The following is a 16,033-nucleotide window of genomic DNA, read 5'->3' as shown; positions in this document are numbered from 1 at the left end:
CGGACCAGCCTGGCGAGGAACATGGGGTGTGGGGGGCGTGGGGCGACGATTGCCGGTCGCAGTGTGCCGCCCGTTTGCGCGGTCAAGTGGCCGGATGAAGCGGCGCTGAACGGCCCATCCTGTCGGATCGGCGCGGGCTGGGTTCCGCACGGTACAGTCTCCCGATGGATGAATCGACCGCCCGACAAGTGCTGCTGATCCAGGCGTTCGAGACCGCCGGATCCGACCACCCGCTCTGGACTGCCGACGACCGGCGCTGGGCCACCCGTGTCGCGCTCGAAGGCGCCGATCCTGCTGCCCGCGCCGACCGTTTCATCGCCGCCCGGGCGGATGCCGCAGTCCGGCGGCTCGCACCTCGCGCGGCGCCCGTGGCCGCCTGGTTGGCGCACCGTCTCTGGCACCGCCGCTGGGCGGTGGCGGCGTTGCTGCTGGGCGTGGTGCTCGGGTTCGTGGCGGATACGGTCGGGGCGGGGCACCGCATCAACCTGCTCGGCACCGGCGTCTGGGGCCTGGTCGCGTGGAACGTGCTGGTCTACCTGCTGCTGGTGCTGCCGTTTCCGGATGGCTGGATGCGCCGCGGCCTGTCGCGCCGGATGCTGGACCTGCGCGGTCTGCTGCGCGGGGCGCGGCAGGAGCCGGTTTTCGACCGCGTCGCGCAGACCTGGACGGTCGCCAGCGCGCCGCTGTCGCTGGCGCGGGCGGGTGTGCTGATGCACCTGGGTGCGGCCGGACTGGCGCTGGGGGTGATCGCCGGCCTGTACCTGCGCGGGCTGGGGCTGGACTACCGCGCCGGCTGGGCCAGCACCTTTCTCGGTGCGTCCACGGTGCACCAGGTGCTGAGCGCGCTCTACTGGCCCGCCCAGCAGGCGCTGCATTTTTTGCAGTGGCTGCCCTTCGTGGTTTCGCCCATTGCCTTGCCCGATCTGGCCGGATTCGAGGCGATGCGCCTGGTCGGCGGCGAGCCACCCGCGGCGACGCCGGCCAACAGCGCCGCACCGTGGATTCACCTGCAGGCGCTCACGCTGGCGATGCTCGTTGTCGTGCCACGGCTGGTGCTGGCGGGGCTGGGTGGACTGCGGGCGCTGTGGTGGTCGAAGCGGTTTCCGCTGAAGCTGGAAGGCGAGCCGTATTTCGACGAACTGCTGCGCCAGCAGCGCCGCGAGCAGGCGCGCGTGACGCTGCTGCCCTATGCGCAGGACACCACACCGGCGGCGAACGAGGCGCTGCGCGGCTGGCTGCAGCCGCTGCTGGGCGAAACGATGGTGTGGCAGGTGCAGCCGATGCGCGCCTACGGCAGCGAGGATGACACCGCACTCGCGGTGTCGCTGTCGGGCCGGCCGACGCTGGTCTTGCCACGCTTCGACCTGTCCGCCACACCCGAAACCGAGGTCCACGGCCGCTGGCTGCGGGCGCTGCAGGGGGCCGCAGCCAAGGCTGGTGCACCACGCTGCGTGCTGGTGGTCGATGAAAGCGGCTTCGTGCAGCGCTTCGGCCAGACCGCGCCCGAGCGCATCGAGCAGCGCCGCGCCGCGTGGCAGGCGCTGGCGACAGACCTGGGGTTGACCGTGCTGGCGGTGCGTGACGGGGTGCCGGTCGAGCCATCGGCCACCGCCGTGCGCCGGCAACTCGACGGAGCCACCGCATGAGCCGCCGGGACAACACCCTCGCGCTGAGCCTGGTCTCGCATACCAACATCGGCAAGACCACGCTGGCGCGTACCCTGCTCGGCCGCGACATCGGCACCGTGCGCGACGCAACCCACGTCACCGACTTCGCCGACGAGCACCGCATGCTCGACACGCCGCAGGGCGAGTGCCTGACGCTGTGGGACACGCCCGGCTTTGGCGACAGCGTGCGGCTGGCGAAGCGCATGCAGCAGTCCGGCAACCCGCTCGGCTGGCTGCTCACCGAGGTCTGGGACCGCTGGCGCGACCGGGCCTTCTGGGCCAGCCAGATGGCGCTGCGCAACGTGCGCGACGAGGCGGATGTGGTGCTTTACCTCGTCAGCGCCGCGGAATCACCCGAGGCGGCGGGTTACGTGGCCCCGGAGATGGCGTTGCTGGCGTGGACGGGGCTGCCGGTGATCGTGCTGCTCAACCAGCTCGGTGCGCCGGGACAGCCCGCGCAGGAAGCCGCCGAGATCGAACGGTGGCGCACCCACCTCGCCGCGCAGAAGCAGGTGCGCGCCGTGTTGCCGATGGATGCATTTGCCCGCTGCTGGGTGCAGGAGCTGACGCTGCTGCAGGCGATCGAAGCCGCCCTGCCGCCTGAGCGCCAACCGTTGATGGGCCGGCTGCGTGGCGTCTGGCAGGCACAGCGGCTGGCCACCTTCGACACCGCGATGCGCACGCTGGCCGACAGCCTCGCCCGCATCGCCCACGCCCGCGAGACTGTGCCGGAAGCGGGCTCGCTGCGCACGGCGCTGCGGCAGGTCGGCAGCGCGCTGGGCTTGCGCCGCGACGAAGCCGATCCGCGCATGAAGGCGCAGGAGGCGTTGCTGGCGCGGCTGGACAGCGAAGTGCGCAGCAGCACCAGCGACTTGCTGCGCCTGCACGCCCTGGAAGGGCAGGCGGCGGCCGAAGACATCCTCGCCCGCGTCGGCAGCCAGTTCGACCGGCGCGAGCGCGTCGGCACGGGCACCGCGGCGGTGATCGGCGGCATGGTCTCTGGCGCGCTCACGGGGCTGGGCGCTGACCTGGCCACCGGCGGACTGACGCTGGGTGGTGGGTTGATCGCGGGGGGCGTGCTTGGCGCACTGGGGGCGATGGGGCTGGCGCATGGCGTCAACCTGGTGCGCGGGCTGGACGAGTCGTGGCTCGGCTGGCAGCCCGAGGCGCTGGATGCGGCGGTCGAGGCGGCGCTGCTGCGCTATCTGGCGGTGGCGCATTTCGGGCGGGGTCGCGGGCCGTGGGCGCAGTCCGAGGCGCCGGCGCAGTGGCGCGCGGTGGTGGACGCTGCATTGGCGCCAAGCCGGCCGGTGCTCGCCGCACTGTGGACGGAGCGCAGCGACGAGGCCACCACGGCCACGGCGTTGCAGGAGGTGCTGGCGCCGACGTGTCGGCAGGTGCTGGCGACGCTGTACCCGCAGGCACCCGTGCCGGTGCGCGGTATCGATGTACCCGCAACGTGAATCCTCGCCGGGACACCGCGCTACGGTTCGACCAGCCGCATCGAGATTTCCCGTGCGGCGGCACTGAGCTGCGGGAGGTTCTTCTTGACCATTTCGGCCACGGTGGCCACCTTGTGCATCCATGTCAGGTTGATGGCCGCGATGACCTCGTCACCGACCCAGATCGGCACGGCGATCGAATCCCGGTCATCGTTCCACTCGCGCCGGCTCTGGTCGAAATGGCCGCCGAAATCGGGCGTCCGGTGGCCGTATCCCAGGTGCCTGGTCTCGCCGAGCAGGCGCTCGACCATCTCCGGATTCCGCGCCATGAAGTTGCCTGGCTCGTTGCTGGCGGCCAGCCGCAGCAGCATGGCCTGGCGCTCGCTTTCGCTGCAGAAGGCGATGTAGGCGCGACCCGTCGCAGAGCGCAGCAAGTTGATCCGAAAGCCGATCGGCCCGACGGGGACGTGCGAGAAGTAGGACTTCGGCCGGTTGGTCTCGATCACCTCCATGCAATCGAGCCGCGGGACGGCCAGCACGGAGGGCCAGTTGACCTTGCTGCACAGACGCTCCATCACGGGTGACGCCACCTCGACCAGATAGTTCTCGTCGCTGAGTTGCGGTGCACGCGGCTGCAGCGTGTGGCTCGCCATGTAGGCGCCGTCGGCGAGTCGCTGCCAGACCATGCCGCGCTTTTCCAGGGTCACGATCAGCCGCGTGAGCGTGGCCTTGGGCAGGTTGGTCGCCAGGAACAGGTCGTGCAGGCTGGCGGCGCGCGCCTGGTGGAGATAGGTCAGCACTTCCAGACCGCGGTCCAGTGCCCGGATCGTCTTGACCTTGTAGTCGCGCATGGGTGGGTTGCGGGTGGGCAGTGAGGCGGTGAGTTTCACCAGGAGAAAACCTGGTGCGCGATGCTACCCGGCGGATCTGGTCGAAGCAAATACTTCGGCCACACCCGGAGACCGACCAACATGAGTTTTTCCCACGACGATGTCCAACGGCTGATCCAGCTGCTCGACAGTTCTCATTTCGACGAGCTGCACCTCGAAGCCGAGGGGATCAAGCTGACCTTGCGTCGAAACGGCGCGCCGGCCGTGCCCACCTCCCACGCTGCAGCGCCACTGCCGATCGCATCGCCGGCGCGTGCTGCGGCTCCGGTGGCCGCCGTGCAGCCCACCAGCGACCCGACCCTGGTCGAGATCCGCGCCCCGATGCTCGGCACCTTCTACGGCGCCCCCAAGCCCGGCGCCAGCCCCTTCGTCGCCATCGGCACCCGCATCACCGCCGACAGTGCCGTGGGGATCATCGAAGTCATGAAGCTGATGAACTCGGTTGCCGCCGGGGTCGAGGGTGTGCTGGTTGAAGTCCTCGTGCGCGACGGTGACCTTGTCGAATTCGAACAAGTGCTGATGCGCGTGCGTCCGGCGTGAGCGCGACCATGCGCAACGCAGAACACATGATCGCGGACGGCCCGATTCGGCGTGTCCTGGTCGCCAACCGTGGCGAGATCGCCGTGCGCATCATCCGCACGCTCAAGCAACTGGGGATCGAGTCGGTCCTCGCCGTCTCGGCAGCCGACCGCGACACGCTGGGCGCACGCCTGGCAGACCGCGCCGTGTGCATCGGCCCGGCCCGAGCCACTGACAGCTACCTGCAGATCGGCACCCTCATCGAAGCCGCCCGCGGTGTCGGCGCGCAGGCGATTCACCCGGGCTATGGCTTCCTCTCCGAACGCGCTGCCTTCGCCGCCGCGTGCGAGGAACACGGTGTCATCTTCATCGGCCCCACCGCCGCGCAGATCGAGCGCGTGGGCGACAAGCTGGAGGCGCGTCGCTGCGCCGAGGAAGCCGGTGTGCCGATCGCGCCCGGCGGCCCGGTCGATAGCCTGCCAGCGGCCCTGGCTCTGGCGGAGACGATCGGCTATCCAGTCCTCATCAAGGCGGTCGGCGGCGGCGGCGGGCGCGGCCTGAAGCGGGCCAACACGCCCGACGAACTCGCTGCCTTGTTCGACATGGCCAGCTCCGAAGCCCTCGCCGCCTTCGGTGATGGTCGGGTGTTCGTCGAATGCTTCGTCACGCAAGGGCGCCACGTCGAAGTGCAGATCCTCGGGGACGGGGACAACATCATTCACCTCGGGGACCGTGACTGCTCGGTGCAGCGGCGCTACCAGAAGCTCATCGAAGAAGCCCCCGCACCGTCGTTGGACGACACCATGCGACGCGACCTGCACGCGGCCGCCGTGCGCTTCTCCAGGCACATCGGCTACCGCAGCCTGGGCACGGTCGAGTTCCTGGTCGATATCGCGCGGCAACGCTTCTACTTCCTGGAAATGAACGCCCGGATTCAGGTCGAACACCCGGTGACGGAACAGATCACCGGCCTCGACCTGGTGGCCGAGCAGATCGCTGTCGCACAAGGCCAGCGCCTGCGCCTGACCCAGGCCGATGTCCGGTTGACCGGCCACGCGATCGAGTGCCGCATCAACGCCGAAGACCCGGTGCATGACTTCCGCCCGGCGCCGGGCCGTGTCACCGACGCGCACTTCCCGGTGCGCGAAGGCTTGCGCGTGGACACCCACATCGAGCGCGGCGCGATGATTTCGCCGTACTACGACTCGATGATCGCCAAGGTCATCGCGACCGGACAGACGCGCGACGAAGCGCGGCGCCTGCTGCTGGCCTCGCTCGCGGACGTGCGCGTCGATGGCGTGCTGAACAACATCGCGCTGCACCGCGCCGTGCTGGCCACGCCCGAATTCACGGCCGGCGGTTTCGACACCGGATTCCTCGGCCGCTTCCTGGCCAGCCCTGACGCTGCGGCCTTCATCCAACCCGCCCAACCCGTGCAAGGAAAACGCTGATGAGCGCACCCCTCGATTTCATCGACACGACGCTGCGCGACGGCAATCAAAGCCTGTGGGGCGCCGTCGGTCTGCGCACCGGGATGATGCTGGAGATCGCGGCCGACCTGGACCGCGTCGGCTACCGCGCGATCGACTTTTCGACCAGCACGCACATGGCGGTCACGGTGCGCTTCCACAAGGAGAACCCCTGGGAGCGCATCCGCCTGATGAAGGCGCGCATGCCGCGCACGTCGCTCAGCTTCCTGTCCACCGGCATGCGCTTCATCTCGTGGGAGACGGCGCACCCTGAGCTGATGGCGCTGTCCTACCAACTGCTGGTCCGCAACGGCATCGAGCGTTTCATGGTGATGGACCCCATGAACAACATGCAGGCCGTGACCGACAGCGCCACGGCGATCGCCGCAGCCGGTGGACGCGAGATCGTTGGCGCGATCGTCTACACGGTCAGCCCGATCCACGATGACGCGCACTTCGCTGCGGCGGCACGCCAACTGGCGGCGTTGCCGGCGATCACGCGGGTCTACCTGAAAGACCCGGGCGGGCTGCTGACCCCGGAGCGCGCACGCACGCTGTTGCCGGTGCTGCGTGCCGCCCTCGGCGACAAGCCGCTGGAGCTGCACTCGCACTGCACGATCGGCCTGGCGCCCTTCACCTACGCCGAAGCGCCGGAGCTGGGTGTGCAAACCCTGCACACCGCCGCACGCCCGCTCGGCAACGGCAGCAGCCAGCCGGCGATCGAGAACGTGGTGGCCAATCTGCGCAGCAAGGGCATCTCGATCGATCTGGACATGGACGCGATCGCCCGCATCAGCCGCTACTTCGAGAAGCTGGCGGCAGCCGAGGGCCTCGCGACCGGTGTGCCGCAGGAGTACGACATGCGCTACTTCCAGCACCAGTTGCCGGGCGGAATGATCGGCACGATGCGGCGCCAGTTGCGCGAGATGCGCCAGGAGCACCGCCTGCCGGAGGTGTTCGAGGAGGTCGAACGCGTGCGCCGCGAGCTGGGTTACCCGATCATGGTCACGCCGTTCTCGCAGGTCGTCGGGACGCAGGCGGTGATGAACGTGCTGGCCCCCGAGCGGTATGCGAACGTGCCCGACGAAGTGATCCGCTACGTGCTCGGCAAGTTCGGCACGCCGCCCGCGCCGATGGACCCGAACGTGCGCGACCGGATCGAGCAGTTGCCGCGGGCGCGCGAGCTGTCCGGTCAGGCGGCCATGCCCGAGCTGTCCGAACTGCGGCGGCGTTTCGACGCCCGGCTCTCCGACGAGGAGTTCCTGTTGCGCGCCACGATGCCGGCGGAGCAGGTGGACGCCATGCTGGCCGCCGGCCCGACCCGCGAGACCTACAGCGCCGTGGCCAGCCCGGTCGAAAAACTCATCACCGAGCTGACGCGGCGACCCGACGTGACCCATGCGCGTTTCGAGCGGGATGGGTTTCTCGTGGACCTGCGTTCACACCGGTCGTCCTCCGCACCGGGGCAGTCCGCATGAGCCGCCGCCTGATCAGCAACCTGCACGCCCTCGATGCCGATGCCGGCGTGCCGACACTGGCCGGCGTGCGTGGCTACGTGTTCGACGTGGACGGAACGCTCGCGCTCGCGGACAAGCATCTCAGCGGCTACCAGCCCCTGCCCGGTGCCCGTGAACTGCTCGCACTGCTGCGTCAGCGCGAGGTGCCGTATGTCGCCTTCACCAACGGCAGCGCCAAGACGCCAGCGCATCTCTCGCACGCCCTGAGCCACATCGGCATCCAGATCGACGAGCAGCAGATGCTGACGCCGGTCAGCGTGGCACTCGACCTGTTCAAGCGCCGTGGTTACAAGCGGGTGCTCGTGCTGGGTGGTGAGGGCGTCTGGAAGCCGCTGGTGGACGCGGGCTTCGATGTCGTGCGGGCGCCGGAGCGCGCGGACGACGCCGATGCCGTGCTGATTGGCTGGTACCCCGGTTTCGTGCTGGCGGATCTGGACGCGGCGTGCCGCGCCGTGTGGGCCGGGGCGGCGCTGTACACCGTTTCCAAGGCGGCCTACCTGGCGAGTCGCGAAGGGCGCACCCTGGGCGTCTCGGGGGCCATTGCCGCGGCCGTGCGCAGCGTCACCGGCAAGAACGCCGTGGTCGTCGGCAAACCGTCGGCGCAGGCGCTGGCTTGCGCGAGCACGCGTCTGGGCATCAAGCCGGCGCAGATGGCCATCGTCGGTGACGACATCAGTCTGGAGAACGCGATGGCCTTGCGTGGAGGGGCATTCTCGGTCGGCGTCCACACGGGCTTGAACAGCGCCGCGGACTTCGACGCACTGCCGCCGCAGAGCCGTCCGCATCTGTCGTTGAGCGGCGTCGATCGGTTGCTGGAGATGCTGAAATGAACCCGTCGGATCATCCAAACGCACCCGGTGCGGTGCTGTGGACCCCACGGCCCGATCAGATCGAACCCACCCGTCTGGCCGCCTACATGCACTGGCTGGCAGCCGAGCGCGGGCTGCACTTCGACAATTACCAGGATCTGTGGAGCTGGTCGGTCGATGCGCTGGAACCGTTCTGGCAATCGATCTGGGACTTCTTCGAGGTGCAGGCTGATGGCGCTTGCGATCCCGTCCTTGGCGTGTCCACCATGCCCGGTGCGCAGTGGTATCCGAATGCGCGCCTGAACTACGCAGAGCACATTTTCCGCAGCGCCACCGACGAGCGGCCCGCGCTGATCGCCCGCAGCGAGGACACCGGAACGCACGAGGTGTCGTGGGCGCAACTGCAACGCGATACAGGTGCCCTGGCCGCCCAGTTGCGGCAGCTTGGCGTGGGTCCGGGCGACCGCGTGGCGTCCTACCTGCCGAACCGCCCCGAGACCGTGGTCGCCTTCCTGGCCTGCGCCAGCCTCGGCGCGATCTGGTCCAGTTGTGCGCCCGACATGGGTGCCACCGTGGTGCTGGACCGCTTCCGCCAGATCGAGCCGAAGGTGCTGCTGGCGGTGGACAGCTACCGCTACAACGGCAAGACCCACGACCGGCGCGGGCTGGTCGAGGAGTTGCTGCTCGGCTTGCCGACCGTCCGGCACGTCATCCATGTGGCCGGCCCGGTGTGTCGTGCGGCCTCGCACAAGCCGCCCGCATGGCGAGACCGGCTGAGCTGGTCGGAGGCGATTTCGGCGGATGCCGAGTTGCGCTTCGACCGCCTGCCGTTCGAGCACCCGCTCTGGATCGTCTACTCCTCCGGCACCACCGGCCTGCCCAAGGCGATCGTGCACAGCCAGGGCGGCATCGTGCTGACGCACCTGAAGACCATGGCGCTGCAGCACGACCTGCGGCCCGGTGACCGCCTGCTGTTCCTGGGCGGCACGGGCTGGATCGTCTGGAACCTGCAGATCGGTGCCTTGCTCACTGGGACCAGCATCGTGCTGTACGACGGCAACCCCGCGTGGCCGGACACCACCGCGCTGTGGCGTTTCATCGACGAGCAGCGCGTCACGCTGTTCGGTTGCGGTGCGGCCTACCTGATCAACTGCATGAAGGACGGCCTGCGTCCCCGCGACCTGGTCCCGCTGCAACACCTGCGGGCCATCAACGCCACCGGTTCTCCGCTGCCGATCGATGCCTACCAATGGGTCTACGACGCCGTGAAGTCGGACCTGTGGCTGGCCTCGATCAGCGGCGGCACGGACATCGCTTCGGGCTTCGTGGCCTGCGCACCGATCCTGCCGGTCAACGCGGGCGAGATCCAGTGCCGTGAACTGGGCGTCGCTGCCTATGCGTTCAACGACGCCGGCGCGCCGGTGATCGACGAGGTGGGCGAACTGGTCGTGACCAAGCCGATGCCGTCGATGCCGATCTATTTCTGGGGCGACCCGGAGAACCGCCGCTACCTCGAAAGCTACTTCGAGATGTACCCCGGCGGAAATGGGAAACCTGCGGTTTGGCGCCATGGCGACTGGATCCGCTTTACGCCGCGGGGCACGTCGGTGATCTACGGCCGATCCGATTCAACGATCAACCGCCACGGCATCCGCATGGGCACCGCCGAAATCTACCGGGTGGTGGAAGAACTGCCGGAGGTGCGCGACAGCCTGGTGGTCGATCTGGAGTACCTCGGGCGGCCGTCCTTCATGCCCTTGTTCGTGGTCCTGGCCCCTGGCGTGGTGCTCGACGAGGCGCTGAAAACGCGCATCGCGCAGCAGATCCGCAGCAAGGCGTCTGCGCGGCATGTGCCCAACGAGATCTACCAGGTGGCGGAGATCCCGCGCACCTTGACGGGCAAGAAGATGGAAGTGCCCGTGCGCAAGCTGTTGCTGGGTGCGGCGCCCGAGAAGGTGGCCAGCGCCGATGCGATGGCCAACCCGAACAGCATCGGATTCTTTCTGCGTCTGGCCGAGACCATGAAGACCTCGGGGACGACTTGACCCCGCACATCAACCGTGTGTGAACACGAGAAGGAGACAAGACATGAGCAACAAGCCCAAGGTACTGATGATCATCACGCTGGACACCAAGGCGGTGGAGGCGCGCTACATCCGTGAAGTGCTGGAGTCGCAGGGCGTGGACGTGGTCCACCTCGATCCCAGCATCCGCGAGTCGACCGATGCGAGCGTCGAGATTCCGCCAGAAGCGGTGGCGGCAGCGGCCGGCAAGACCTTGCAGGAAGTCCGCGACCTGAAGCACGAAGGAAAATGCCAGGGGGTCATGATCGAAGGCTCGGTCAAATGCGCCCTCGAATACCACGCCAAGCATGGCTTGAGCGGCATCATCGGCGTCGGTGGCTCGATGGGCACGGCGCTGGGCACCGTCGTCATGGGCATGTTCCCCTACGGCCTGCCCAAGGTGATGGTCTCGACGATGGCGTCGGGCTTCACCAAGCCGTTCATCGGCGCCAAGGACATCAACATGTTCAACCCGGTGTGCGACATCGCCGGCCTGAACAGCATCACGCGCGACGTGTTCCGCAATGCGGCGCTGGCCACCGCCGCGATGGCGAAGAACTATTCGCCGACGCGCGTCGAGCCGAAGCCCTTGATCGCGATGACGACGCTCAGCACGATCGACGCCTGCACCGTCAATGTCCGCAAGCAGCTCGAAGCCAAGGGCTTTGAAGTGATGGTGTTCCATACCCTCGGCACCGGCGGCATGGCGATGGACCAGATCATTGGCGAACGCGATGTGGCCGCGGTGGTCGATACCTCGCTGGTGGAAATCAACGATTTCCTCAACAACGGCCTGTGCAGCGCTGGCCCGGACCGTGCCAAGTCGGCACTGGCGAAGGGCGTGCCGGTGGTCTTCGCGCCGGGCAATGCCGACTTCATGGTGGCCGGCCCGATCGACATGGCCAAGGCGATGTTCCCCAACCACCGGTACCACATGCACAACCACGCGCTGACGGCGGTGCGCACCGAAGCGAGCGAGCTGCAGGCGCTGGCCAGGCACATGGGTGGTCTGATCGCGGACGCCAAGGGTCCGGTGTCGTTCTTCGTGCCGCTCAAGGGCTTCTCGCACCACGACAGCCCGGAAGGCCACCTGCACGATCCGTCGCTGTGCCCGGTGTTCCTCGATGCATTGAAGGAAGCATTGCCAGCGTCGGTGGTTCCGCGTGAATTCGACTGCCACATCAACGATGCGCAGTTCGCGGATGCGATCGTCGCGCAGGTACTGGCTTACACCAAGGACCGGGTGTCGGTCACGGTCTGAGGACGGTAAACGGGGGATGCCGATCGCTCGGCATCCCCCGTTTCATTGCGCTTCACGGCGTTTCATCGCTTCCCCGTCGATTTTCAAGGCCTCGGTTCGGACGCGCTACCAGCGCTGGGGGCGAGCAAATTCTCACCTGCCTTCCTCAGCGCCGATAGGATGTCTTGCTGGAGATTCTCGTCGTGCAATGCACGCGCCAGCATCACGGCGCCGACGTTCTGCGCCATCAATGTCCAGGCGTCCTCGGACGTGGCGGTCAGTCGCTGCAACTTCGCGTGTATCTCGAGCAGTCCCGTTTGATAGGCGACCTTGACCGCTTCATCTGCACGCGCAATTTCAGGCGTCAGCGACGGCAACGGGCAGCCCTGTTCCGGGTGCCTGACGTGCTGGAGGCTGAGATACCCCGCCAGCGATCTGGCCGCGCTGTTCCGGTCGGCAGGGTCGAAGCCGTCGTACATCTGCGCTGTGCGCGCTAGCTCAGCCGCGATCAGTGCTGCGAACAGATTGGCCTTGCCATCGAAGTGCTTGTACAGCGCGCCCGTGGTCACCCCGGCTGCTGCGGCCAGCGACGCCATGCCACTTTCATTGAACCCATGCTCCTTTGCATGGCTGCCGCCCAGCTCGATGAGCCGTTGGCGGGAGGCGTCTTTGTGATCTTTGGGATAGCGCATGGCCTGATTGTGATGTCCCCGAGTTGACACGTTTCAGTCGATGGAGTGCCATAGGATAATGAACATTATCTCATTGCGGCAGTACTGCGCCACACAACATCAAAGAGGCAACGCATGAGCACACCGCTGTCAGCCGAATGGAAGAAGACGGCCTGCATCATCTGCTCGCTGAACTGCGGGCTGGAAGTGCAAACCGAGGGCGGCCGGATCGTCAAGGCCCGGGGTGACAAGGACCACCCTACCTCCCAGGGCTACGTCTGCGAAAAATCGCAGCGGATGGACTTCTATCAAAACGGCGCCGACCGGATCACCAGCCCGAAGCGGCGGCGAGTGGACGGCAGCTACGAAGACATCGACTGGGCCACGGCCATTCGCGAAATCGCTGAGAAGTTCGCCGCCGTGAAGGCCAAACACGGCGGTGCCAGCATCCTCTACTACGGTGGCGGCAGCCAGGGCAACCACCTTGGTGGCACTTATGCGGACAGCACGATCAAGGCCTTGGGCATCGTGTACCGGTCGAACGCACTGGCGCAGGAAAAGACGGGCGAGGCCTGGGTCCAAGGCAAGATGATGGGCGCGGGCGTGCACGGCGATTTCGAGCACGCCGAAGTCTCGGTCTTCCTGGGCAAGAACCCGTTTCAGTCGCACGGGTTCGCACGCACACGGGTGATCCTGCGCGAGATTCAGAAAGACCCGAATCGCTCGATGATCGTCATCGACCCGCGCCGCAGCGAGACCGCTGAGATGGCCGACTATCACCTCGCCGTGCGCCCTGGCACAGACGCTTGGTGCCTGACGGCGTTGGCGGCGATCATCGTCCAGGAAGGCCTGGTCGCAAAGGAATGGCTGGCCGAGCACACCACTGGCTACGACCGCGTGGCAGAAGCCTTGAAACGTATCTCGATCGTCGACTACGCCAGGACTTGCGGCGTCGACCTGGCGTTACTGCGCCAAGTGGCCGAGCGCATCGCGCGGGCCAAGAGCGTGTCGATGATCGAAGACCTGGGCGTGCAGATGAATCTGCACTCCACGCTCAACAGCTACCTGAACCGGCTGGTCTGGCTGCTGACCGGGCACTACGCGCGGCCTGGCACCAACAATGCATTCGTGCCGATGCTTAACTTGTCGTCCTCCACACGAGAAAGCGCAGAGAAGGCGGGGCAGAGCACTGGCGGCGTCGGCAACGCTGGCAAGCTACGGCCAGGGTCGCACAGCCCGGTCACGGGCGCCAAGGTCATCATGGGGCTGATTCCCTGCAACGTGATTCCGGACGAGATCCTCACCGATCACCCGAGTCGTTTTCGCGCGATGTTCATCGAGAGCAGCAATCCGGTCCACTCGCTGGCCGACAGTCAACGCATGCGGCAGGCCCTGCGCGCGCTGGACGTGAGCGTGGTGATCGACGTGGCGATGACCGAGACCGCGCGCCAGGCCGACTATGTGCTGCCAGCGAGCAGCCAGTTCGAAAAGGCCGAAGCGACGTTCTTCAACCTGGAGTTCCCGCGCAACGGCTTTCAACTTCGTCAGCCCTTGTTCGCGTCGCGCCCAGGCACGCTGACCGAAGCGGAGATGCACGCGCGCCTGATAGAGGCGCTGGGCGAACTCGACGCCAGCCACTACCGTTTCCTGCGCCAAGCCGCGCGCTGGGGCCGCACGGCGTTTGGTCTGGCATTTGCCTGGAAGACATCGCGAGATAGGAAGGTTGCGCGCTACGCACCGGTCGTTCTTTACCGCACGCTGGGCGAGACCTTGCCCACGAGTTTCGCGCCGGCCGCCTCGCTGTGGGGTATCAGCCAGTTGTTCGTTCGGGGGCACCCTGCTGCTGCAGCGCGTGCCGGCTTCGGGGGCAGTGCGCTCGCGGCGGGCAACAAGCTGTTCGACGCCATCCTGACGAAGCCATCGGGTGTCATCTACTCGGTCAGCGAATACGCCGACAGTTGGTCGGCGGTGCGCCTGCCCGACCACAAGATCAACCTGTGCGTCGAAGAGATGCTGAAGGAACTGGCCGTCTTGGACAGCAAGCTGCCGCATCAGGATGCCGACTACCCCTTCGTCCTGTCCGCAGGCGAGCGCCGCAGCGACACCAGCAACACCTCGATCCGCGATGCGGCCTGGCATCGCCGAGGCACCTTCGGCACGCTGCGCATGCACCCGGCAGACGCCGAGAAGATCGGCTGCAAGGAAGGCGACTGGGTCAGCATGACGACCCGCCGTGGCAACGCGCAAGCGGTGGTCGAGATGGGCGATGACTTGCAGCGCGGCCATGTGTCTCTGCCCAATGGCCACGGCCTCGACTACACGGCGGCCGACGGCACTGAAATGCACAAGGGCGTCTCGCTCAATGAACTCACCGATACGGAAAGCCGCGACCCCTTCGCCGGCACGCCCTGGCACAAGTACGTGCCCGTGAGGATCGAACGCCGGGTCGTCACGCAGGAGGCAACCGCATGACCATGACGCACGTCGTGGCCGGAGCACACACCTTGCTTTGTCACTTCCGTGGTGAGGCAACCGTGCTGTCAGTCAGCCCCGGCCTCAACCGATACCCCACCGGCAGCAGTTGCAACCCCAGGCGATGTTCGATCTCGCCCCAGATGCCACGCGGCATCAGCAGCGCAAACAGCAGGGCGGTCGCGCCGAGGCCGATCAGGTAGGTCACGCCGGTGGCGCCGAACAGGGTCTCCATGGTGAAGAACAGCACCGCGCCGAGGATCGGGCCTTCGTAGGTGCCGATGCCGCCGACCAGCACCATGAAGATCATGTACGCCGTCCACTGCACGCTGAAGTAGGTCTTGGGCTGGAACGTGATCGAGCTGGCCAGCCACAAGGCACCCGCCGCCGCACAGCCGAACGCCGACAGCACGAAGATCAGGCGCTTGGAGGGCAGCACACGCACGCCCACCGAGCCGGCCGCTTCCTCGTTGTCGCGGATGGCCTGCGCGGCCGTGCCCATCTTGCCGCGCAACATCACGAACACCAGCCAGCCCAGGGCGGCCATGGTGCCCAGGGCGGCCCAGTAGGTGTAACTGCGCCGGTCATCGGCCGCGTAGGCCTGCAGCGCGATCAGCGAGGTGCCCGTTTCACCCTGGACGAGGTTGTCCAGGTTGACCAGCAAATGGCACAGCGCGGCGACAACCCACATGCCGATCGCGAATTCACCGTCGCGCAACCGCAGCATGAAAGCGGAGACGGGCAAGGACAGCGCACCGACCAGCACCGCCCCCAGCAGCAGTGCCGGGTAGGGACTGACACCCCAGTCGGCCAGTCGGACAGCGGCATACGCCCCCAGGCCGAAGAACGCCTGGTGCCCGACGGACAGCAGGCCAGCGTAGCCCGCCAGCGCGTTCCACATCAGGGCCAGGATGCCGTAGATGAACAGGGTCGTGAGGCGCTCGACCACGTTGGCCGACAGGAACAGCGGCCCGGCGATCAGCACGAGCTGGGCCGCCACCACCAGCGACACCGTCGCGATCGAAGGCACGGTCCAGCGCGTGACATGCGCGGTGGCAAGGGCAGCGGGTGCGCGTGGAGTCAGGTTCATGGCGTTCAGGCTCGGCTGCCAAAGCGGCTTTGAAGGGATCGGGTCCAGCGGCGCAAGGTGTTCGTGGCGTACACCCGTGCCAGCAGCACCGCCAGGAAGACAACGTGCCCGGCGATGAGGAAGCCTTGTGGATGCACCTGCGCGCCAATGCTCTGTGCGACGCCAAGGACGATGCCGCCCACCA

The 16,033-nt window shown here is 67.2% G+C and carries 12 protein-coding genes; 9 read left to right on the top strand and 3 right to left on the bottom strand.

The annotated features are described in order from the left end of the window. Positions 1 to 164 precede the first annotated feature (164 nt). Positions 165 to 1,646 (top strand): DUF2868 domain-containing protein, encoded by a 1,482-nt coding sequence (locus tag RMP06_RS03800; protein WP_310460451.1) that lies wholly within the window; start codon positions 165 to 167, stop codon positions 1,644 to 1,646. Then, entirely contained in the window at positions 1,643 to 3,130 is a 1,488-nt protein-coding gene (locus RMP06_RS03795) for a DUF3482 domain-containing protein (protein WP_310460450.1), read from the top strand. The genes RMP06_RS03800 and RMP06_RS03795 overlap by 4 nt, the downstream gene beginning before the upstream one ends. A 20-nt stretch (positions 3,131 to 3,150) precedes the next feature. Here the strand turns inward: RMP06_RS03795 and RMP06_RS03790 are convergent, their stop codons facing one another. Then, a complete protein-coding gene (locus RMP06_RS03790) occupies positions 3,151 to 3,999 on the bottom strand; it encodes a helix-turn-helix domain-containing protein (protein ID WP_310460449.1) in 849 nt (282 codons plus the stop codon). An 81-nt stretch (positions 4,000 to 4,080) separates the two neighbouring features. Here RMP06_RS03790 and accB point away from each other — a divergent pair, with 81 nt between their 5' ends. The 6 genes from accB to RMP06_RS03760 are packed head-to-tail and all read left to right on the top strand — an operon-like array spanning position 4,081 to position 11,637. Continuing rightward, on the top strand, positions 4,081 to 4,539 hold the full coding sequence (gene accB, locus RMP06_RS03785) for an acetyl-CoA carboxylase biotin carboxyl carrier protein (RefSeq protein ID WP_310460448.1): 459 nt from the start codon (positions 4,081 to 4,083) through the stop codon (positions 4,537 to 4,539). A gap of 8 nt (positions 4,540 to 4,547) precedes the next feature. Next, positions 4,548 to 5,969 carry an acetyl-CoA carboxylase biotin carboxylase subunit gene (locus RMP06_RS03780; protein WP_310460447.1) on the top strand — a complete coding sequence of 474 codons (1,422 nt, stop codon included), beginning with the start codon at positions 4,548 to 4,550 and terminating at the stop codon, positions 5,967 to 5,969. Beyond that, positions 5,969 to 7,465: a hypothetical protein gene (locus RMP06_RS03775; protein ID WP_310460446.1), complete on the top strand. Its 1,497-nt coding sequence runs from the start codon at positions 5,969 to 5,971 to the stop codon at positions 7,463 to 7,465. The genes RMP06_RS03780 and RMP06_RS03775 overlap by 1 nt, the downstream gene beginning before the upstream one ends. Further along, on the top strand, positions 7,462 to 8,334 hold the full coding sequence (locus tag RMP06_RS03770) for an HAD-IIA family hydrolase (RefSeq protein WP_310460445.1): 873 nt from the start codon (positions 7,462 to 7,464) through the stop codon (positions 8,332 to 8,334). Before RMP06_RS03775 ends, RMP06_RS03770 begins: the two co-directional genes overlap by 4 nt. Further along, the gene (locus RMP06_RS03765) at positions 8,331 to 10,358 is read left to right on the top strand and encodes an acetoacetate--CoA ligase (protein WP_310460444.1); all 2,028 of its coding nucleotides are present in this window, start codon (positions 8,331 to 8,333) and stop codon (positions 10,356 to 10,358) included. The genes RMP06_RS03770 and RMP06_RS03765 overlap by 4 nt, the downstream gene beginning before the upstream one ends. Before the next feature lie 43 nt (positions 10,359 to 10,401). Then, entirely contained in the window at positions 10,402 to 11,637 is a 1,236-nt protein-coding gene (locus RMP06_RS03760; protein WP_310460443.1) for a Tm-1-like ATP-binding domain-containing protein, read from the top strand. Between the two features lie 83 nt (positions 11,638 to 11,720). Here the strand turns inward: RMP06_RS03760 and RMP06_RS03755 are convergent, their stop codons facing one another. Further along, a complete protein-coding gene (locus tag RMP06_RS03755) occupies positions 11,721 to 12,308 on the bottom strand; it encodes a TetR family transcriptional regulator (protein WP_310460442.1) in 588 nt (195 codons plus the stop codon). Positions 12,309 to 12,422: 114 nt separating this feature from the next. On the opposite strand from RMP06_RS03755, the gene RMP06_RS03750 reads away from it, so the two are divergent. Next, on the top strand, positions 12,423 to 14,759 hold the full coding sequence (locus RMP06_RS03750; protein ID WP_310460441.1) for a molybdopterin-dependent oxidoreductase: 2,337 nt from the start codon (positions 12,423 to 12,425) through the stop codon (positions 14,757 to 14,759). A gap of 40 nt (positions 14,760 to 14,799) precedes the next feature. Here RMP06_RS03750 and RMP06_RS03745 read toward each other — a convergent pair whose 3' ends face one another. Next, complete coding sequence (locus RMP06_RS03745; protein WP_310460440.1) at positions 14,800 to 15,849, bottom strand: branched-chain amino acid ABC transporter permease; 1,050 nt, start codon at positions 15,847 to 15,849, stop codon at positions 14,800 to 14,802. Positions 15,850 to 16,033: the final 184 nt, after the last annotated feature.

Source organism: Sphaerotilus sp., assembly GCF_031429695.1.
GTDB lineage: Bacteria > Pseudomonadota > Gammaproteobacteria > Burkholderiales > Burkholderiaceae_C > Sphaerotilus.
Note: the sequence above shows the minus strand (reverse complement) of the source record. Positions and strands in the feature narration are given on the sequence as shown.